This is a genomic window from Kitasatospora sp. NPDC006697 (genome assembly GCF_042869935.1).
Lineage (GTDB): Bacteria > Actinomycetota > Actinomycetes > Streptomycetales > Streptomycetaceae > Kitasatospora.
In genome coordinates this window covers 33,097-51,886 of record NZ_JBIAGU010000048.1, presented here as the reverse complement: position 1 = coordinate 51,886, position 18,790 = coordinate 33,097, and the positions used below count along the sequence as shown (strand labels likewise).

Genomic DNA, 18,790 nt, shown 5'->3' with positions numbered 1-18,790 from the left:
GCAGCGGTCCGCCTTGGGCCGGCTGCTGAATGCCCCGTGCCCGTGACGCCCAAGGCCCGTCTCCACCTGCGCGGATTCCGGAGTCGGCTGCCTGCGGAACGCTGGCCGCCCGTCAGTTGATCGGCGGTACGCCGCCGCTCGTGATCCGCGCGCCGTGGTCGGTCGTCCAGCATGGGGGCGCCGGGGGACTCTGCATTCGGCCGTCCAGGAAGGTCCGGTGCTGCGGCGAGGTCCGGGAGGCGGGTCGACTGCTGCCGGGCTGGTCGCCGAGCGGCCGAAGAGGCCGCCTCGGGGTGTGAGCTCTGTCGACGCCCGTCAGGAAGCGATGTGGAGGGTGCCGTCGCAGGCCAGGGCCGCCGTGTAGCCGCGATCGGCGAGAAGCGCCGCGCACAGGGACCGCACTCCTCCTTCGGCCCAGAGGCTCGGGCCGCCCGTCACGTGCGATTCCCACCACGACACGGTCACCGTCGCGTCGCTGCCGTCGACCACAACTCCGACGGTCTGCGGATCGCTCCAGTCGGCCATCCGGACATGCTGGGCGAGCAGATCGCGGATGGCTGCGCTGCGCCGCACCGTCGCTTCCTTGCGCTCGCGGGCCACGCCCTTCAGGCGGTGGGCGACCTCCGGGCTGACGGGCCGGAAGACCGTGCTGCCGGAGCCCGCGGAGGTGATCACGATCACCCCCGTGGGCCCGGCGGCGACGCGGGAACTGCCGACGGCAGTGGCGAGCTTGAGGAGCTCGGCGCGGCGGGAGGCCTGCGCCGTGCTGCCGGTGGCGCTCTGGCCGATCGTCAGTCGGAGGTAGTGGTCGTGGCGGACGGCCTCCAGTGCGTGGCGGGCGTCGGCGAGTCGGCGCCCGAGCTCGGCGGCACCCAGGCCCCGGCCCGCCGCGTACGCGTCCAGGCGGCGCAGCACTTCGGTGTCGACGTCGAGCGGGCCCCGGGCCCGGTCGGCCTCCTGCTGTACTGACCGGCGGATCCAGTCGATGGTCTCGCCGAGGTACGGGGCGGTGAAGGGGGCGCTGCGCAGAAGGCTGAGCAGGCTGTTCGAGTCGGCTTCGGACATGACGGGGCTCGGCATGGCGTACTCCCGGGGGTGGCGGCGGAGCGCGGAGGTGATCGGCGGGGCGCGCGCCATCACCGACACCAGAACCATAGCCACACTCATAACGTTAAGCAACTATCCACTCAGGAGGTGCCGCGCGTCGACCAGCTGCCCGGCGCGGATCTCCTCCAGGCCCGTCCAGCGGGCGCACAGCGCCATGACCTCCTCGGACCCGTCCGGCAGCGCCAGCCGGATCGCCTGGTGGGCGAAGGTGCGAGCCAGGTACATGCGTTGCGGCCGCTCCTGAGCCACCAGGGGTGACGATGGCCGGGTGGTGCGGTCCTTGCGGTAGTGCGCGTTCGGGTTCATAAGGAACGGGCAGCCGGCCGCGGAGTGCGTGGCTGCGAAGACCGCGCATGGCACGCACATCGGCGGGTCCATCGCGAGGTGGTGCTCGACCACCTGCGGCCCTCCGATCACCGCCCGGACCAGCGGCAGCGGTTGACCGCACAGGCCGCACAGGTGCTCGGTGATCGCCTGGGCCCGTCGGGGTCCGTCGAGCTCGGTGAAGTCCGGCGTCCCGTCGAGCCCCAGGGCGGTCACGAAGCTGATCGGATAGCCGCGCGCGTCCTTCGGCCGGGCGGCGATCGGAGCCGGCAGTTGAGCCGCGAGTCGGCGCTCGATCGCCGAGCCGGTGTCGGCGCTCATTAGAGGACCATCCCTTCTGCAGCCCTCTTCGGTAGGGTTGTGACCTCTCGGTCCCGGTGGGTGCATGGCCATTGGCGCGAGCCGTTCGACGGCCAGCGTGAGTTATGCCAGCCCCGCCGGGCCGAGGCCGTCTGATCGGCATCAGGGACACGCCCCGCAGAGGGCCGATTAATGAGCTCCCGGCAGACGACCTCACCACCGGGCAGGTGCTCCGTCGAAGTCACAGGAGTACGACCTTCGTGTTCATCGGATGGGACTGGGCGACCGAGACCCACGACGTCACCGTCATGGACAACTCCGGTGCCCGCGTAGACCGCTGGGAACTGGCACACACCGAGCAAGGCATCGAGGCCACTCTCAAGCGCCTTCGCCGGCTCGGGAGCCCGGCCGACCTGCCGGTGGCGATCGAGACCACCCGCGGCCTGGTCGTGGACCGGCTGCTGGCCGCCGGCCACCCGGTCGTGCCGGTGCACCCGAACGCCTTCCACGCGATGCGCCCGCGCTGGGGCGCCTCCAAGGCCAAGACCGACGCCGGGGACAGCCACAAGCTCGCCGACTACCTGCGCACCGACGGCCACCAGCTGCGACGCCTGGTCCCGACCGACCCCAGGACCCTGGAACTGCAGGCCCTGACCCGGCAGCGCGCCGACCACATCGAGATGCGCGTCGCCGCCGTCAACCAACTCGACGCCCAGCTCGACCAGCTGTGGCCAGGCGGCAAGGCGGTCTTCGCCGACCGCGACAGCGACATCGCGCTGGAGTTCCTGGATCGCTACCCGACCCCGCAGGCCGCCGCCAAGCTCACCCCGGCCAAGCTGGAGACGTGGTGCAAGCGGCGCGGCTACTCCGGCAAGCGATCGGGCAAGGTCCTCGTCGAACGGATGCGCTCCGCCCCGACGGCCGCCAGCAGGCTCGGCGAAGCCGCCGTGGCCACGCTGATCCGCGTCCAGGTGCAGCTCGTGCGGGGCATACGGGCCACGATCCGCGAACTCGACAAGGCCATCGGTGACGCGGTCGAAGCGCACCCCTACGCACCGCTGCTGGCCACCATGCCGCGCATCGGGAAGGTCAACCTGGGCCAGATCATCGGCGAGATCGGCCCGATCCTCGAACGGGCCGAGTCCTGCGAGCAGTTCATCTCCGAGGCCGGCGTCGTCCCGGTCACCAGGGCCTCCGGCAAGTCCCGCGCGGTGACGTTCCGCGTCGCCACCAACCGGCGCGCCCGCATCGCCATCACGACCTTCGCGGACAACAGCCGACACGGCAGCGACTGGGCCGCGAAGATCTACACCGACGCCCGGGCCCGCAAGAAGCGGCACCCGCACGCCGTCCGCATCCTCGCCCGTGCCTGGCTGCGGGTGATCTGGGCCTGCTGGCGCGACGGAGTCTGCTACGACCCCGTCACCCACCAGAGCAACAGCAAGATCAAAGCGGCTTCCGAGACGGCTCGGGCGGCATAGGGGTTGACTCAGGAAACTCACGCCTCCTCCCTGCGGTGGGCCTCGACGAAGGCGGCCCACGCGTCGTGTTCCTCACCGGTGAAGATCAGTGCAGGGCCCTGCACGGACAGGCCGAAGCAGGTGTCGCACTCGGGCGGGACGGAGCCGCTGGCGACATCCGCTACGTGCGCGGACAGCCATCGTCCGCAGACGGAGAGGGCGCCGTCAGCGCCGAACGCCCCGACGGCCAGGTGCAGCTCCCCGCCGTCCGCGCTCAGCCCCGGTGCGACCGGCACGAGGCCGGAGCTGGGGGCCGGGGTGGGGGACGGCATACCGCTGCCTGCGGCATTACGCGCTTCCTCGGCGTGAACCTGCAGAGCGCCGCCGAGAAGCCGGAGCGTGTCGTCCACGTGCCACATGCCGAGGTGCAACAGAGCGTCGGCTGCTCCCCGTACGCGGAGCTCAGCCTTGTCAGGCGTGGGGTGCGGAGTGAACCGTTCGCGCTGGGCAAGGAGGAGCAGCAACAGTCGGCCGCCTCCCTGCCCCTGGACGCGGGCGTCCAGGAGGTGGGCCAGGCTGGTGAGGCCGTCCCGGGTGGCGGCCGCGACGGCGGGAGAGTTGCCGAGGTCGTCTCGGCTCAGCAGCCCGCTGTCCAGGAGGGCGGACTGTACGGCGTCGGCGCGGCGTGCGTCGTCCTGGGGCAGGGGGACGGGCAGGGCGTCGATCAGGCGTTGGGCGTCCGCGCGGGAGTCGGCGGTGGTTCGCATCGTTCGGTGGTTCCTCTCGATCGGGGAGGGTGCGGCCCTTCAGGGACCGGGCCGCCAGACAGTTCCGCGGTAGGCGTGGCCGGGGTAGCCGGCCCGCGCCTTCGCCAGGTGGTCCTCGTACGTGCGGGCCCCGCATTTGCACGTCATGGCTCTCTCGTCGTCAGGGGGCGCCTGCGCGCCCGTACGGTGGCGGCCGGCCTACAGCGTGGGGGCGTGATCGGCCAGCCATTCCTTGGCGGTGATCCGGTGGGCGTTCTCGGGGAAAGCCAGGTAGAAGTCCAGCGGCCCCCTGCGGCGGGCGGCCGGATCCCTGTATGGGAACAGGTCGTAGATGAGGGTGTACTCGGCGGAGACGCCGGTCATGCGGCGCTCGCGGAGGCTGTAAGTGCGAGCGATCGTCAGCTCGACGTCCTCGGCCGCCGCGAGTGTCGGACAGACCATCAGCGCGTAAGCCGCGCACCGAGGGTGGACCGGGGGCTCGATGTAGAACGCGGCGTTCGGGCCCCCGATGAACACCAGGCGGCTCGTCACCTTGATCGCCCTTCCGCAGATCCCGCAGAGGCGCTGCGACATCAACGCCCTCTGGCGGGGCGGGCACTGGTCGCCGAACGCGGCCGTTCCACGGCCGGGCTCGCACGGGCATACCACGTGCTCGCCGAGTTCGACGCTGGATCTGACGGTCAACTGCCCGTCACCGGCAGCGGAGTCGTGCCAGGGCGTGTTGCTGGGGACTGGCCGCCCGGCGGTGTTGCGCGGGAGCCGTGCGACGTTCGGCGGCATGGGGAGGGATCGCCAGTGGGCGGTCAAGGTCGTTCCTCCGTCGAAGGGGCGGGCGCCTCCGGGCGCGTGCTGCTGCTCCCCCCGCCCGCGGGGTCGGTGATGACGCTCGCGCTCAGGGCGAGGACCACGGAGTCCACCACCTCTTCGGCCAGTTCGGCCTTCGCCTCGGTGCGGGCGATGCTGTGGTCGGTGTCGCCGTAGTCGGGCTTCGGGGGCTGCGTGTACCAGGCGACGGCGTCAACGGCCGCCAGGACAGCGGCCGCGAGCCGGTCGCGGTTCGCCTCGCGGACGAGCCGGGCAAGGTCGGGGACGGGCATGTCGTACTCCGGTCTGATCTCGGTGCGGCGCAGCTCCGGCCAGCGCCGACGGGCGAGGGCGTATCTGGGAGGAGTCGGCCTGCCGCTCGCGGATCTGCAAGCCGCAGCCTGCTGCGCTGAGTTCCAGGGGCATCCGGGAGCTCTTCGCCCGCCGGACGATTCCGACCATACGCAGACTCATAGCTTTACGCAACTTCCCCAATCCCCTTGACGTGCGCCGTGACGCTATGACAAGTTGTCAATGCGTCGCGGCGGACAACCCCGTGGCCCGCCCGGCCGATACCCGTGCCGCGCCCCCTTCCTTCCCGACTCCGCCCGTGTGCGGTCGTCGTCCCGGCCTCAGCGGCCCCGCAGAAAGAGACCCCCCATGGCTTCCTCCTCCGCCTCCCCCCGCACCTACGCCGACCTCGGCCCGTGGCCCGCTGCCACCGCTCCGACGCCGCTCCTGGACGAGAAGGCCACGGACCGCGCCGCCGGCGTCATCCTGGGCGCGGCGGCGGGCGATGCGCTCGGCGTTCCCTACGAGTTCCAGCCCAGCATGAGCGACAGCCAGTTCCCGGAGATGAAGGGCGGCGGCCCCTTCAACTTCGCCCCCGGCGAGTACAGCGACGACACTCAGATGCACGTGAGCATCGCCGAAGTCGCCGCGACCGGCGCGGATCTGCGCACCCCGGAAGCGCTGGACGCGATCGCCACAAACTTTCTCCGCTGGTACGGCGGCGGCCCGGCCGACGTCGGCAACCAGACGCGCAGCGTCCTGAGCGCCACGGCGCGGGGCAAGGGCCGCTCGCCCTCCGAGGTGATGCTGGCGGTGTCCCGCCGGTATGCGGCCACCCACCCGAACAGCAGCGCCGGGAACGGCTCGCTGATGAGGACCGGTGTCGTCGCGCTCGCCTACCTGGATGACGCAGACGCCATGGCCGAGGCCGCGAAGCTGGTCAGCGAGTTGACCCACGCCGATCCTGACTGTGCCGAGGCGTGCATCCTGTGGTGCTCCGGCATCAGGACCGCTGTCCTGACCGGCACCTTCGAGGGCGTCCGGGAGGGTCTTGAGCTCTTGCCCGAGCCGCGCCGCAGCGTGTGGGCGGCGCGTCTGGACGAGGCCGAGGCCCACCCGCCGCGCCACTTCCAGCGCAACGGCTGGGTGGTGGAAGCCCTCCAGGCCGCGTGGTCCGCCATCGTGCGCACGCCGGTGCCCGAGGACCGGCCGGAGCAGGGCAGCTTCGCCGCACGGCACTTCCAGCTCGCGCTGGAGGCCGCCGTGCGCAGTGGCCGCGATACGGACACCGTCGCCGCCATCGCGGGTGCTCTGCTCGGCGCGCGCTGGGGCAGCTCGGCCATCCCGCTGGCCTGGCAGCGAAAGGTCCACGGCTGGCCGTCCAACACCAGCGCCGACCTTGTCCGTCTCGCTGTGCTGACGGCCCGCACCGGGCAGAACGACCGCGACGGCTGGCCCTCCGCACCCCGGGTCACCACCCCGCTCTCCTCGGGCAAGGCGTTCTCCGTCCAGCACCCCCGCGACCCCGGCCTCTTCCTGGGCAACCTGGCGCTGACCGAGTACACCGGTCCCGCGCCGGTCGACGCGGTCGTCTCCCTGTGCCGCGTCGGATCCGACCCGATCCTGACCGGCGCCGACGTCGAGCACTCCCGGGTGTGGCTCGTCGACAAGTCCGGCGCGAACTCGCACCTCCACTTCACCCTCGACCAGGCCGCCCGCGAGGTCCTGCGGCTCCGGCAGGAGGGCAAGCGCGTACTGCTCCACTGCGTGGCCGGACGCAGCCGCACCCCCGCCATCGCGGCCCTGTACAGCCACCTCGCCGACGGCGTGCCGCCGCTGGACGCGCTGCGAGAGGTCAACCGGGCACTCGGCAACTACTGGACGCTGCCGAACCATCCCGAGATGCTCGACGCGGTCTTCCAGCTGGCCGGTGAGGAGCCCCAGCGGGCTGCCTTCCGCCCGGCTCGGCGGTCGCGGTGGCGCGGGCTGATCCACCGTCGCTGAAACGCGGTGCAGCTGAGCTGCGAAACGGGGTGTGGCCCCCAGGGAAAAATCCCTGGGGGCCACACCCCGTTTCCATGACCCGCAGTCCAGCCGGTCAGCTCTTCTTCCGGTTCGTGCGCCGCGTCCGGCCGGCACGCACCCGTCCCTGCCCCCTGCGCGAGAACACGTGCCCGGTGATCGTCTCCAGGTACCACATGTCCTCGAACACCTCGGGCCGCTTCCGGTCTCCCGGGGTCCGGTCCGGTGGCTCCAGGTGGCCTTGCCGCTTGTAGTTCTGTGCCGTCTTCCGGGGCAGCGGCTTGCCCCGGGTGGCGTTGCCGAGGATCATCGCGTAGCCGCTGATGTCGTAGAGGTCCTTCGGGTTGCCCTCCGGAGGTGGGATGACGACCTTGGGCCCCTTGCCCTTGAACTCCGCCCAGACGTGCGACCGGTGCTCTTCCACCCAGGTGTCGACCTCGTGGGAGCGCCACCGGCCGGGGTCCGCCTCGGCGGGAAAGCCCTCGACCTTGGTCCAGGTGTCCACGGTCGTCTCGGTGACCTTGTACCGCAGCGCCAGGCCGGACTTCCCCAGCAGCTCGTTCTCGTCGGAGGCATCCTCTGCCGCGGACGCGGCGGCGGGCTCCGCCGGCGCGGCCGCAGGGGTGTCCGCCGCGGACGCAACGGTCCGGCCGGGCCAGGACTGCGGCCGGCTGGTCTTGACCCAGGCGTCGACCTGCTCTGCGTCCCACTTCCCATCGGCGAGGGGGGCGGGGAAGTTCAGCAGCCGCACCCAGGCGTCGACCGTCCGCTCGCCCTCGCCGTAGGTCTCCGCGATCCTCGCGCGGGTCAGCCGCGCCGCAGGGGGCTTGCTGGTGCTCATCACTTCACCGTCCTGTCGTGCCGGGTGCCGACGGTGGAGGCCGGCGTGGTGCTTGTCATCAGCGGGCTCCGCCGAGCTTGCCGGGGCGGCGGATGAAGGTGTAGGCGGTCGAGCGGTACCACTTGGGCTCGTCGACGGCCGGCTCCTGCCCGTCGTCCGGCGTCCGGTCGGCCGGCGCCAGCAGCCCGCTGTACAGGTACGTCCGCATCGACGTCACGGTGGTGGCCTTGCCCCGCCCGCGGACCTTCCCGTCGAGCTTGCCGATTTCCTGCAGGGTGAACAGGTCGGTGTCCGCGCCGGCCGGCAGCTTCAGATCGTCCCGCAGTGGCCCCGGAGCCTCGGCATCCATGCGGGGTCCACTCGCGGCTGCTCCCAGCCGACCGGGGCGGCGGATGAAGGTGTAGGCGGTCGAGCGGTACCACTTGCGCTCGTCGACGGCCGGCTCCTGCCCGTCGTCCGGCGTCCGGTCGGCCGGCGCCAGCAGCTTCTGCGACAGGTAGTTCTTCATGGTGCCGACGGTGGTCGCCCTGCCTCGCCCGCGGGCCTCGCCGTCGAGTTCTCCGATCTCCTGCAGGGTGAACAGGTCGGTGTCCGCGCCGGCCGGCAGGTCCAGGTCGAGCAGGTCACCGGCTTCGGCGCGCGGCTTCGGCGCGGCCGGCTGCTGGCCGGCTTCCTCCGTGCGCGCCGTTGTCCGGCGCGTGCGCCGCGGCCGGGTGATGTAGGCGTAGGCGGTCTCGCGGAACCACATCGGCTCGGTGACCGTCGGCTGGCCGCCGTCGTCGGGGATGCGGTCGGCCGGCGGCAGGATCTTCTTGGACAGGTAGGTGCGCAGGGTGGTGACCGGAGTGGCGTCCCGGTTCAGGACTCGGCCCTCGAGCTCGCCGATGCGGCGCAGCGTCAGGAGGTCACGAGGGCCGCCCTTGGGCAGGTCGAACGGGTTCTTCTTACCCTGCTGCGACTGCACCCACGTGCCGAAGTGGTGCTCGCGCAGCCAGGCGTCGACCTCGTCCTCGTCGTAGATCTGCTGTTCTCCCTGGCCGGCCGTGAAGAGGAACTTGGGGAAGCCGTCCTCCTTGGCCCACTTGAAGGCGGACGTCCGATCTACGTTGTAACGCTCCGCCATCCGGTCGAAGTTGGTGTGCTTACGCTCGTAACCTGCGGGAATCATGATCGCTCCATCGGGGCCAGCTGGGCCGGCGGTAGTGCCGGGCCGCCCAAGGGGGGCGACCGGGCTCTGTCTGTGGTCACGGCCGGCGAGTCCGACTGCCGGCCGCTCTTGTGTGCTGGCCGAGTGCCGCAGGGAGCGACCTCGCTAGGGAGATTACCCAAACTCATAGACTTCCGCAATGTGATGGGATGGCGTGTCCCCGTGCGGAACGCCGTGAGGGCGGGCCCAGCTGAGTGCTGGGCCCGCCCCTATCGGTGCCGGGCATCCGGTCACGACGCCAGGCGGTACGCCTTCTCGGTCGCGCGGCGGTTCTTCTTCGCGTCCAGGGCCCGCTGGCGGCTGGAGAACGTGTCCGAGCCCTGGAGTTTGAGCAGATGCGGAATCCGATTGGCTGGAATTCCGACGAGGGGCGAGTCGCTGAGTACCGACAGGAGGTCCGACTCGGTCTGGTCGGAGTATCCGGCGGCGATGAGCGCCTCCACGTCGGGAAAGACGTCGGCGTGCCTCTCGTTCTTGAGGTCGATGAGGTGATCCTCGCGCCCACCGAGACTGTAGCACCAGAGGAAATTGTCCGGGGCGTCGTTCTCGACCAGTCGCCGGAATCGGGAAATCTCCTTGGTGTAGCAATAGAATCGAACGCCCGGAGCTCCCCTCATAATGCGCATCCAAGCCAGCACGTATTCGTCTGAGAAGAAATCTCCAGAATCGTGCAAGCGAACCCATTTTCCCTGGTAGCGGGCATGTGTCAGCTCCTTCGACATGCGGTCCTCCCACTCCTGGGGAGAGTCACGGCACAAGAGAAGATTGCGAATGTGCGCGGCGCGAACATTCTTGAACCTGTAGGCCCCGACTCGCGCATAGCAAAGAGATGCACACGCGCCGGCCTGGCTGCACACGTTGAAATTCTTGCCGTCGGGGAGTTTGATCACGAAAGCCGGTAGCGTCCAGTTGAAAATACCCTCCTTGCGTAGCTGGGAATTCTGCGTGAGGAGCCTTTTCTCGGCGGGCTTCGTCTTTTTCGGAGTGGCAGTTTCCAGCGCGATGGTCATTTCATCGTCTCGCAAAGGTCGGGGGTTGTGGCTCGCTCGCCGGGGCAGAAGGGGTGCGGGGCGGTACAGGCGTGCACGCCGAGCGCGGTGACGCCTCCCTCGGCGCGGGCCAGGACGGCGAAGGCCTTGGCCAGGGCGGTCCGGGACGAACCCTGGTGCCGGCCTCCGAACTGGAGGTCGTCGCCGTGGGAGGCGATCTGCTCCAGGGCGTCGGAGCGGGCTCGGTCGATCTCCTCGGCGGTTGCGTTCCGCTGCTCGGAGATGAACATCGGGACCATGAACAGCAGCCAGTCGGCTAGCCGTTCGCGGAACCCGTCGTCCGACGGTGCGACGGTGCGGGCCTTGGGGTCGAGAAGCACGAGGCCGAAGGGGCCGTGGGAGTCAGCGGTCATCGCGGACTCCCACGTCGCCGCCGTGGTTCGACGGCTCGATGCCGAGCACGTCGACCAGCACGACATCGGTGACCCGGTCCAGCGTGGTGTCGGTGCACGCGGCGGAGAGGACGCCCGGCTGGAGGTCTTCGATGTAGCGGCGGATCGCCGCGGGGTCGGTGCTCGAACCCTCGGGGAGGGCGAGGGTAAGGGTGAGGTCGTAGAGGGCGGTCCGGGCCGCCTTCGCGTGCACGACGACGATGGCAGGGGTAGAGGGGGTCACTGCTGCTCTCGCTTCTTGTGGAGGCGGGTGTCGTCGGCCCGTGGCCGCGACGTGGCAGGGGCGGCGTTCGCGGTCCGGTCGGGTTCCGCACCAGATGGGATTCGCCGGCGTAGGGGGCGCGACGCGCCGTTCATGCAGGGTGCCCCCGACTCGAAGAGCCGGGGGCACCTGGGACGTACTGGGGCGCCGGGGCGGCGCTGGGGCGAGTCGGTCAGTCGCCGCGCACCGGGCAGTGGGCGCGGTGGACGGGCGAGGAGCGGAACTGCGGGGCCTCACGCTGGTCCCGGGAGTCCATGAGGAAGTCGCCGAAGTCCGCCAGGGAGTCGATCGTGACGGAGGGGACCGGGGAGAGGCAGGCGTAGCACGGCGCGATCACGCTGAAGGCCAGCCGGGCGGTCCCGGCTTCGTAGGCGGCGATGAAGAAGTAGCGCCGTCGGCCGTGCGAGAGCTGGACGCGGGCCGCGCGGTAGTGCTGCGCGCCGGGGAACAGCGGGTGGTTGGCGTCCTCGTACACGCTCAGCCGGATGCTGTCGCTCAGCCCGAGCCGGTGGCGGAGCAGTGCGGCTACGCCGTCCAGCTCGGAGTCCGAGTCCAGGATCGTGGGCTCCGAGCCGGACGGGATGCCGCTTTCCGAGCCGGTCGCGCGGGCGGTGGCGGCCAGGAGGGCGGCGTCTTCTATCGCGTCCAGATCGGGGCTGATGGTTCCGGGCATGTCGTCTCCTCGACGGGGATCACGGAAGGGGGTGGCGAGGCCCGGACCGGCCGGGAGGGGGTGGCCTGGTCCGGGCCTCGTGGCCCCGCCGCCCGGGGGGAGTGGCGGAGGGGCGAGCCGCACAAGGCGGCTCCTACGGAATGGTCTTCGCTGTGAGGCGTTCTCCCGTCCTCACAACAATGACTCTACACACACTCATTGACTTAAGCAATATCTGGCTGCGTTTTCCGGTGGCCTCCCTGGTGTCGGGTCCGCACGCCAGTAGTCGGGACGCGCTCGGTGGCCTCCGAGGGCCGGAGGTCACCGAGCGCTGGGTTGCCGCGCCGGCTACGCGGCGAGCGAGCCGACCCGGTCCAAGATCTCCTGCGCACAGGCGAACGCTTCTTGCTTGTGCCCGTAGGAGGGAACCCGCAAATGCATGCACTCGTGGGCGAGCGCCCGGTCGGCGTCCCCCCTCGTCGGCACCATGTTCAGGTTCATCACCATCAGCGGCGTCTCCAGGCGTGCGCTGGGCTCTCCCCGGTAGACCTGGGCGACGTAGTGGGGGTGGAAGGTCAGGCCGGTGACCTCGGCGTACCAGGCGGTGTCGAAGGTGAGGGCGAACGGCCGCTCCGCCGCCTGGCGGAACAGCTCGGCGCGCCCCCGGAGCCAACGCGTGTCCGCCGGCAGGTGGGCCTCGCCAGCAGGGAGCCGGCTGAGCAGGGCCTCGTGCCGGGCGACGGTCAGCGGGTGCCCACGGTGGTAGGTCATCGGGCCTCACCACCCTCGCCGGCCGCCAGGCGCTGCGCCAGGTGGAGCAGGTCCTCGGGGGCCATCCCGAAGTGGCCCGCCAGGCCCTCCAGGAGAGCGCCCTCCAGGACGAGAGGCGCCGGCCGAGACGCTTGCCCGGCCACCGAGGCGGCGTGGGCGGCCTCCACGACGTCGCGTTCCACCCCGAAGAGCGCGGCGAGACCCTCGGCCGCCTGCGGCGCCAGAGTCTTGGTGCGTCCCTGCTCGAGCATCGCGTACGTGCTGCGCTTGTGCCCCGCGGCCGCGGCCGCCTCCGGCTGGCTGGCGCCCGAGCGCTCGCGCAGCTCCCGCAGTGTCACGACGGTCGGCCGGCACAGGTCGGTGACCTGGCACTCGAGGGCTGCGGCCAGGCGTGAGAGCGTGCCCGGATCCGGCAGGCGCTCCTCGGCCTCGTACTGGTTCAGGACTGTCACGGTGACGGCGGCCTTGGAGGCCAGCTCGCTCGGGGTCCATGCCCGCCGGCCTCGGGCCTGCGCCAGGCGCTGGCCGTCGAAACTGCTGACGCCGCGTCGTGTGGTCCGCATGCCGGTACCTCCTCCGTTCCTTCGGCGCCGGCCCGGGCGCCGGCGGAGCGCCGCCGGCGAGCTGCCGGCGGCGACACCATCATGCCAAGACGCTCCGGGCCGACCGGATGCCGTGGCCGCGGTCACGAGAACTGCCCGTGCCACGAGTCGGAGTCCAGGGCGTCGAGCTGTGCTTCCTCCTCGCGGGTGAGCCGGTCGGTGAAGCGGTCCCAGCGCTGCAGCTCGGCCAGGAGGTCGCCTTCGGCCGGCTGCACGATCGCGGTCTCACCGGACCGCAGGAGCAGGACGACGTCACCGTTCTCCTCCAGCCGGGCCTGCGTCCAGCTCAGCCCCCGGCGCCGGGTCGCACTGAGGTTGAACAGGTAGCCGAGTTCCGCGGACTCCGCTCCGCCGACCAGCGGCCGTATCCATATCAACTGCGGGTCGTCCTCGTCGACGCGGTGGTGACGGGCGAGGGCCTGCAGGAACACCTCGGTGCCCTCGTCGTCGAACACCCTCAGCTGGGCGCCGGCATCGACGGGATCCCCGCTGCTGCTGTGACGGCCGGCGATGAGGTCAGCGAGCCGGGTCTGCCAGGTAGTGCTCATGCGGACATTCTCCTTGTGGACGGCTGGGCCGGTGGCCTCAGTGGTTGCTCTTGACGACGTCCTCGACGGGCTTGCCGCCGAGGTGGGTGATGCCGCGGGCCTTGAACGACTCCAGCAGCGCCGTGCGCTGGTGCGCGTAGTGGCAGACGATCCGGCTGGGCGCTTCCGCACCGAGCAGGTCGATGCCGTCGCGGAACATGATCTCGTTGTTGGACGCGTCGTGCGTGGCGATCTTCAGAGGGTCCCGGGTCAGGCCCGAAGCCTTCTTCTTGTCCGGGCTGACCCCGTACTTGTCGCCGTTGTAGGCGTAGTAGTCGGACCGGCGCATCAGGACGGAGGGGTCGTCCCAGATCAACTGGCCGCCGTAACCCGACGCCGGGGTGTTCGAGACGCGGAGGAAGACGGAGTTCGCTCCGCCGGTGTACTTGTCCTGCTGCTCGGACATGCCGAGGTTGCCGCCGATGCCCATGACCGCGCGTTTCTCCGTGGAGGCCAGCACCCCGGTGCCGAACAGGGCGACCATGTCGCCCTTGCCGATGCTGTGCGTCAGTGACCGGCCCTTGTACGCCTCCTTGATCTGCGCGGTCTTGCCCGTGACGTCGAACCGGGACCACGTCAGCCAGCCGCCGGACGTCGCCGGCACAGGGTCGTACCCGGCGCTGGCCGCCAGCGCGTCCCCGCTGTCGAAGCCGGTCGCCTTGGCGACGGCCTCGCGGAGCACCTTCACCTTCTTCGGCAGGACCTTCTGCGCGGCTTCCAGCTGGATGCGTTTGACCTGGTAGTGGAGCTCGTCCTCGCCCAGACCGATCAGCGACTCGGCGCGCTGGTGCACGATCTCCTGGACCTGCAGGTCCTCCAGCCCCTTGGCCTCCTCGAAGGCCGCCTTCATCCCGGGAGCGTTCCCCAGGCTCTGCGCGGTCACATTGTTGGACAGGTAGGTCCATTCGCCTTCGGCGGCCGTCATCGGGGCGTTGACCAGGTGCAGCTGCTCCAGCCGGTCGACGAGCTGCTTGCCGTGGCCGGCGCCGACCGGGGCGTGGACCTCGAGCTGGCCGCGCATCGAGAACTCGGTGCTCGTCGGGTCGTTGGCCGCGTACGGCCGGTACACCGCGCTCCAGCCGTCGCCCAGGTCGATCGCGTACTCCTTCCCGTTCGCCTTGCTGCGGCTCTTCCCGTCCCAGGACGACTCACCGCTCTGCTCGTCGAGCGAGGCCTTGATGCGGCTGGCGTCGCGCAGCTGCGCGGTGAGCGTTCCCGGCTCCGGGTCGTCCGCCGGCGCCGGTATCTGCTTGGTCACCATCTTGGTGACCGGCAGCTCGTGCGGATCGAAGTGCGCCATCGGCGCACCGCCGTTCTGGATCTTCTCGCCGACGGTGTTGACCTGGTCCAGGTAGTGCTGGGCCATGGCCTTCTCGTCGTCCGTCAGGTCCGGCGAGGCAAGGACCGCGTTCACCGCGTCCAATGCCTTCTGATGCTTCTGGATCGACGCCTCGGACATCGGTCCGCCGCCCTTGAGCTTGTGCTGCACCGAGGTCGTCGCCGCGGTCACCAGCTCGGCGAGCTTCGCCTTCTTGTCCAGCGCCAGCCGCTCCTTGGTCTCCTCCTCTACCTGGACGTCGACCATCTTGGTCCCCGACACGCTCAGCGCATCGAGCAGCTTGCCCTCGGCCTCCTCACTGACGTGCGCGAGCAGCACCTCGCGGGGGCCGTCGGGGGAGAGGTAAGAGGCCAGCACAGCCTGCGAGTTGAGGAAATCTTCGCCTCCGACCAGGATCGGCGTGCCAAGGGCCGCGCCGGCCACCGGAGCGTCCGGAACGGGCGTCAGCGGCGGATCGACGTCCTCCGGCTCCTCCTCCGGCTCGTCCTCGGCCTCCTCCTCGAACGCGAGGCCTGCTCCGGCCGCGCCTTCGGCGTCCTCTTCGGCGGCGGGAGCGAGGGCAGTGCCCTCTTCCTCGGCCGGCTCGGGAAGCGCCTCGTGCTCACCGGCCTCGTCCGCGGGGCCGCCCGCGGCCTCCGGCTGCTCCTCGGGCTCCGCTGCCGGCCCCATCTCACCGCCCGCCTGCCCGCCGAGCACGGGCTCACCGTCGGTGGTCCACACACCGCCCTGCTCGGTGAGCGGCACCTCGCCGGTGAAGTCGGGCATCAGCATCGACGCCAGCAGCGCCGGGTCGATCTCGCTCACCGGCTCAGGACCGGCTGCCGCCAGATTCGGCGGCGCCGGGGGCGCCTCGGTCGAAACAGTCGGGGAGACGGCGTAGGACTCGTGGCTGCTCTTCGAATTGGTGCCCATCACTCAGCTCCGTGCTTCAGCGACGCCGCCTGCGGCATCTTCAGGTCCTTGACGAAGAACTCCGCGAACGCCTTGCGGAGGTTCTGCTTGCGCTCGACGGCGTGGTCGAGGAACGCCTCGGCGATCTGCTCGGTACTGACCTTCGCGGCCGAGATGCCGTGCTTCTTGGCGGCCTGCTTGCGCATCGCGGGCACCCAGTGCACGCCGCTGCCGGCCTTCGCGCCCTCGTACGCGGTGGAGTGCAGCATGGAGCGCCACTGGCTGTCCGGGATCGCCTCGAAATTTTTGATCACCGGCTGCACGACGGCGTGGTTCACCTTGACGCCGTCGGCCAGGCCGCCGCTGAGCGCTGCGGAGTAGAGCTTCTGGTGGACCGGGTCGTACGACCCGCCGCCGGAGGGGGCGTAGCCGAGGGAGAGCTTGTCGCTGCCCCAGTGCTTGAACGCCTGCCCTCGGTCGATCTGCACCAGGCCGCCTGAGGCGGTCCGCAGCACGTTGGCCTGGTGGCCGTCGTGGTCGCCGATGATCCATGAGCCAACGTGGGAGCGCACGATCGAGTCGACGTCCGACTGCGACCACTTGTGCGGGTCGGAGGCGAAGTGGGTGGCGCCCTTGAGCATCGGCTGGACACTGCCGAGCTTGCCGTCGACTTCCTTGACGTACACCGGGACGGCGGGAACGCCTCCCGCCGAGAGGGCGTGGGAGGCGGCCGCCTCCGAGTGGGCGATCACTCCGCCGTTGTGGTCGGCCTTGAACAGCCAGGGGCTGCCGTCCGGCGCGGAGTGGAGGGTCTTGCTGTAGGTGCCGCCGAGGTTGGCGGGCGTCCCGGCGCCGAAACTCCACGAGCCGACGACATCCGAGTCGATCCGGGCCGGCACGTCCTGAGCGGTGGCCTTGACCTGCTGGAGGCCGGCGATCAGCGCCTGGACCTTGCCGTTGAACGATCCCGGAGCGGCCGGCTTCTTCGGGGCCTTCGGGATCGGCTTCGTCGGTCCCGCCGTGGCGGCCTGGGCCAGCTTCTGCGCCTGCACGGGGCTGGCGCCCATTTTGATCGCGGCCTCGACCTTGCTCTCCTGGGTCAGACCACCAGTGCCCACGGGTCCCGCAGGCGGGGCGGACGTGGTGCCCGTGGTGCTCGCGAGCTTGCTCTTGAGGGCGTTGACCGCCTCGTCGGAGGCGAGCGGGGCCGCGGCCTTGGCGGCCGCGGCCGCCTGCTTCTTGGCCTCCACCGCCTGGACCTTCGCGTTGATCGCGTCCTTGTCCAGCGCGGGGTTGAAGCTGGCGGCGATGTAGCCCTGGAGCTGGGCACGGTTGGCCTTGCCCGGGTCCGGCATCCCCAGTTCGCCGGCGACCGCGCGCAGATCACCGACCTTCTGGTTCTTCGCCCAGGCGTTGAACTCGGTGGTCAGCGCCTTCGGGTCGACCTGGTGGGTGTTGAGGAGTGCGGGGTTGGCGAAGCCGATGTCGACGGGAGACTGCAGGGTCTCATGGATCCACCCCTGCGCCTCCTGCTGCAGCGTGTGCAGCTCGCCGGTGCTCTTCGCCCAGGAGGCGACCTGGGCTGCGGCCTCGGGACTCCCGGCCAGGTCAGGCAGGGTCAGCTCGGTGTGGATGTCCTGCTTGCCGCCCTGATGGACATCCAGGGCGTTGTCGAGCGCCTTGAGCTGGTCCTTCCGCGCCTGAGCGGTCGCCTTGAGCGCCTCCTTCTCAGCCTCGGGCGTCCCGGTGCGCAGCAGCCCGACGAGCTCGACCGGCTTGAGGTGCTGAGCTTCGGTCAGGGACATCTCCCCCGAAGCCACAGCCTCCTGAACCAGCGGCATCACGGTCGACTGGTTGATCTTGGCAACCGCAAGGGGGTCGCCGGTCCACACCTGGATCTGGTTCTTCTGCGTCTCCAGGTCGGGGGTGTCGGGCGAGTGAGCGGTCAGGACCTGCTTCTCCGCGTCGAGGAGGTTCTTCAGCTTGTCGCTGTCCAGCACGCCCTTGGCGTGGGCCGCCTCGTGGCTCGCCTGGGTCCACGTGTCCACCGCGGCGTTGAACTGGTCCGGCGTCGCGGCCCACGTTCCGGCCGGCGCGTCGGGGGCGCCGCTGGTGCCCTCGATCTGCTGGAGGTCGGCCAGGGTCATCCCGCCGACCGTCTGTCCGGCCGCGAGCTGCTCGTACCGCTTCTGCGCGGCGGCCTGGATCTTCTGCTTGGAGGGGATGTCGTCGTTGTAGTAGGGGTCGAGCCAGTGGACGAGGGGGTGCTGGCTCTTCCCGGACAGGCCGACCAGGGCAGGGTGCTCGAAGCCCTTGGCGGCGGCGATCTGCTGCAGCTCTTCCGGGTCGAGCCCGGTGAGGTAGGCCAGGGACTGCGCGCGCAGGGCGTCGAGCTGCGCCTTGACTTCCTCCTCGGAGGCGCCCTCCTCCTTCAGCTGCTCGATGGCCTCCCGAGCGGCCTTGATCTGGTCGGCGAAGATTTCGTACCGCTCGACCGGGTCGTCGGGCAGCTCCGGGTAGTTGCCGGTCGCCACGCCGTTGCCGACGGCGAGGGCGTCCAGGTTGTCCATGGCCACCATCAGGTCGGTCGTCGCCTTGACGAGACCGTCGCTGAGCTCGGGCTCCGTCGGTGCGGCGGCCAGGTCGACGCCCTCGACTCCCTCTGCCGTCTCCGGAGCGCCGGCCGGCGCGATGGCGTAGGAGGAGTGGGAGCTCTTGGAGTTGGTGCCCATCACGCACCGGTCCGCGGAGGCAGTGCGGGGATGACCTCGCCGAGGAGCTCGTCTAGGAGGAGATCAGCGGCGTGCCGCAGGTCCAGGGCACCCTCGGGCAGGTCGGCCGGCGCGATCTGGCACGCGCCCGCCTCGGTCTCCCACCGGGCGATCCGCTCGGGCGAGACTCCCTCGGCCAGGCGCTCGCGCCAGGGGTTGGCCTCGTCGTAGACCAGGGGCACCCAGACGACGTGCTGCGCCGGCTCGGCGTCTTCGGCGGTGTCCAGCGCGAGGACGGCGACGGGGTCGACGGGCATCCCCAGGGCGGGGTGCCAGACCATCAGGATCCACAGCTTCCAGGTGGTCTCGGCGTCGGGTGCAGTGCTCATCGGCTGTGGCGCGGGGGGTGTC

The 18,790-nt window shown here is 70.6% G+C and carries 19 protein-coding genes; 2 read left to right on the top strand and 17 right to left on the bottom strand.

The features are described 5' to 3' along the window. Positions 1–315 precede the first annotated feature (315 nt). Both ACFYNO_RS39300 and ACFYNO_RS39295 read right to left on the bottom strand, forming a co-directional pair. On the bottom strand, positions 316–1,161 hold the full coding sequence (locus tag ACFYNO_RS39300; RefSeq protein ID WP_388023061.1) for a hypothetical protein: 846 nt from the start codon (positions 1,159–1,161) through the stop codon (positions 316–318). An 18-nt stretch (positions 1,162–1,179) separates the two neighbouring features. Continuing rightward, positions 1,180–1,752 carry a hypothetical protein gene (locus ACFYNO_RS39295; RefSeq protein WP_388023059.1) on the bottom strand — a complete coding sequence of 191 codons (573 nt, stop codon included), beginning with the start codon at positions 1,750–1,752 and terminating at the stop codon, positions 1,180–1,182. A gap of 239 nt (positions 1,753–1,991) precedes the next feature. Between ACFYNO_RS39295 and ACFYNO_RS39290 the strand changes: the two genes are divergently transcribed. Then, positions 1,992–3,212, top strand: a complete 1,221-nt coding sequence (locus ACFYNO_RS39290; RefSeq protein WP_388023057.1) for an IS110 family transposase — start codon at positions 1,992–1,994, stop codon at positions 3,210–3,212. A gap of 17 nt (positions 3,213–3,229) precedes the next feature. Here the strand turns inward: ACFYNO_RS39290 and ACFYNO_RS39285 are convergent, their stop codons facing one another. The 3 genes from ACFYNO_RS39285 to ACFYNO_RS39275 form a co-directional block, all read right to left on the bottom strand. After that, positions 3,230–3,958 (bottom strand): hypothetical protein, encoded by a 729-nt coding sequence (locus ACFYNO_RS39285; protein ID WP_388023054.1) that lies wholly within the window; start codon positions 3,956–3,958, stop codon positions 3,230–3,232. 198 nt (positions 3,959–4,156) lie between these two features. Further along, the gene (locus ACFYNO_RS39280; protein ID WP_388023052.1) at positions 4,157–4,765 is read right to left on the bottom strand and encodes a hypothetical protein; all 609 of its coding nucleotides are present in this window, start codon (positions 4,763–4,765) and stop codon (positions 4,157–4,159) included. Continuing rightward, positions 4,762–5,055, bottom strand: a complete 294-nt coding sequence (locus ACFYNO_RS39275; protein WP_388023050.1) for a hypothetical protein — start codon at positions 5,053–5,055, stop codon at positions 4,762–4,764. Before ACFYNO_RS39275 ends, ACFYNO_RS39280 begins: the two co-directional genes overlap by 4 nt. A 367-nt stretch (positions 5,056–5,422) precedes the next feature. Between ACFYNO_RS39275 and ACFYNO_RS39270 the strand changes: the two genes are divergently transcribed. Continuing rightward, positions 5,423–7,057 carry an ADP-ribosylglycohydrolase family protein gene (locus tag ACFYNO_RS39270; RefSeq protein WP_388023047.1) on the top strand — a complete coding sequence of 545 codons (1,635 nt, stop codon included), beginning with the start codon at positions 5,423–5,425 and terminating at the stop codon, positions 7,055–7,057. Positions 7,058–7,151: 94 nt separating this feature from the next. Here the strand turns inward: ACFYNO_RS39270 and ACFYNO_RS39265 are convergent, their stop codons facing one another. From ACFYNO_RS39265 to ACFYNO_RS39210, 12 genes are all read right to left on the bottom strand, one after another. Continuing rightward, on the bottom strand, positions 7,152–7,916 hold the full coding sequence (locus tag ACFYNO_RS39265; RefSeq protein ID WP_388023045.1) for a hypothetical protein: 765 nt from the start codon (positions 7,914–7,916) through the stop codon (positions 7,152–7,154). Between the two features lie 58 nt (positions 7,917–7,974). Next, positions 7,975–9,084, bottom strand: a complete 1,110-nt coding sequence (locus ACFYNO_RS39260) for a hypothetical protein (RefSeq protein WP_388023042.1) — start codon at positions 9,082–9,084, stop codon at positions 7,975–7,977. Between the two features lie 269 nt (positions 9,085–9,353). Then, positions 9,354–10,133 (bottom strand): hypothetical protein, encoded by a 780-nt coding sequence (locus ACFYNO_RS39255; protein ID WP_388023040.1) that lies wholly within the window; start codon positions 10,131–10,133, stop codon positions 9,354–9,356. Further along, positions 10,130–10,525 (bottom strand): hypothetical protein, encoded by a 396-nt coding sequence (locus ACFYNO_RS39250; protein WP_388023037.1) that lies wholly within the window; start codon positions 10,523–10,525, stop codon positions 10,130–10,132. Before ACFYNO_RS39250 ends, ACFYNO_RS39255 begins: the two co-directional genes overlap by 4 nt. Next, positions 10,515–10,787: a hypothetical protein gene (locus tag ACFYNO_RS39245; protein WP_388023035.1), complete on the bottom strand. Its 273-nt coding sequence runs from the start codon at positions 10,785–10,787 to the stop codon at positions 10,515–10,517. The genes ACFYNO_RS39250 and ACFYNO_RS39245 overlap by 11 nt, the downstream gene beginning before the upstream one ends. A 211-nt stretch (positions 10,788–10,998) precedes the next feature. Then, positions 10,999–11,499 carry a hypothetical protein gene (locus ACFYNO_RS39240; protein ID WP_388023032.1) on the bottom strand — a complete coding sequence of 167 codons (501 nt, stop codon included), beginning with the start codon at positions 11,497–11,499 and terminating at the stop codon, positions 10,999–11,001. Positions 11,500–11,826: 327 nt separating this feature from the next. Then, positions 11,827–12,249 carry a hypothetical protein gene (locus ACFYNO_RS39235; RefSeq protein WP_388023030.1) on the bottom strand — a complete coding sequence of 141 codons (423 nt, stop codon included), beginning with the start codon at positions 12,247–12,249 and terminating at the stop codon, positions 11,827–11,829. Further along, a complete protein-coding gene (locus ACFYNO_RS39230) occupies positions 12,246–12,812 on the bottom strand; it encodes a helix-turn-helix domain-containing protein (RefSeq protein WP_388023027.1) in 567 nt (188 codons plus the stop codon). The genes ACFYNO_RS39235 and ACFYNO_RS39230 overlap by 4 nt, the downstream gene beginning before the upstream one ends. A gap of 122 nt (positions 12,813–12,934) precedes the next feature. Further along, entirely contained in the window at positions 12,935–13,399 is a 465-nt protein-coding gene (locus tag ACFYNO_RS39225; protein WP_388023025.1) for a hypothetical protein, read from the bottom strand. Positions 13,400–13,436: 37 nt separating this feature from the next. Continuing rightward, positions 13,437–15,689: a hypothetical protein gene (locus tag ACFYNO_RS39220; RefSeq protein ID WP_388023023.1), complete on the bottom strand. Its 2,253-nt coding sequence runs from the start codon at positions 15,687–15,689 to the stop codon at positions 13,437–13,439. Then, positions 15,689–18,400, bottom strand: coding sequence for a hypothetical protein (locus ACFYNO_RS39215; RefSeq protein WP_388023020.1), 2,712 nt, complete (start codon positions 18,398–18,400; stop codon positions 15,689–15,691). The genes ACFYNO_RS39220 and ACFYNO_RS39215 overlap by 1 nt, the downstream gene beginning before the upstream one ends. Further along, entirely contained in the window at positions 18,400–18,768 is a 369-nt protein-coding gene (locus ACFYNO_RS39210) for a hypothetical protein (RefSeq protein WP_388023017.1), read from the bottom strand. The genes ACFYNO_RS39215 and ACFYNO_RS39210 overlap by 1 nt, the downstream gene beginning before the upstream one ends. Between the last annotated feature and the right edge of the window lie 22 nt (positions 18,769–18,790).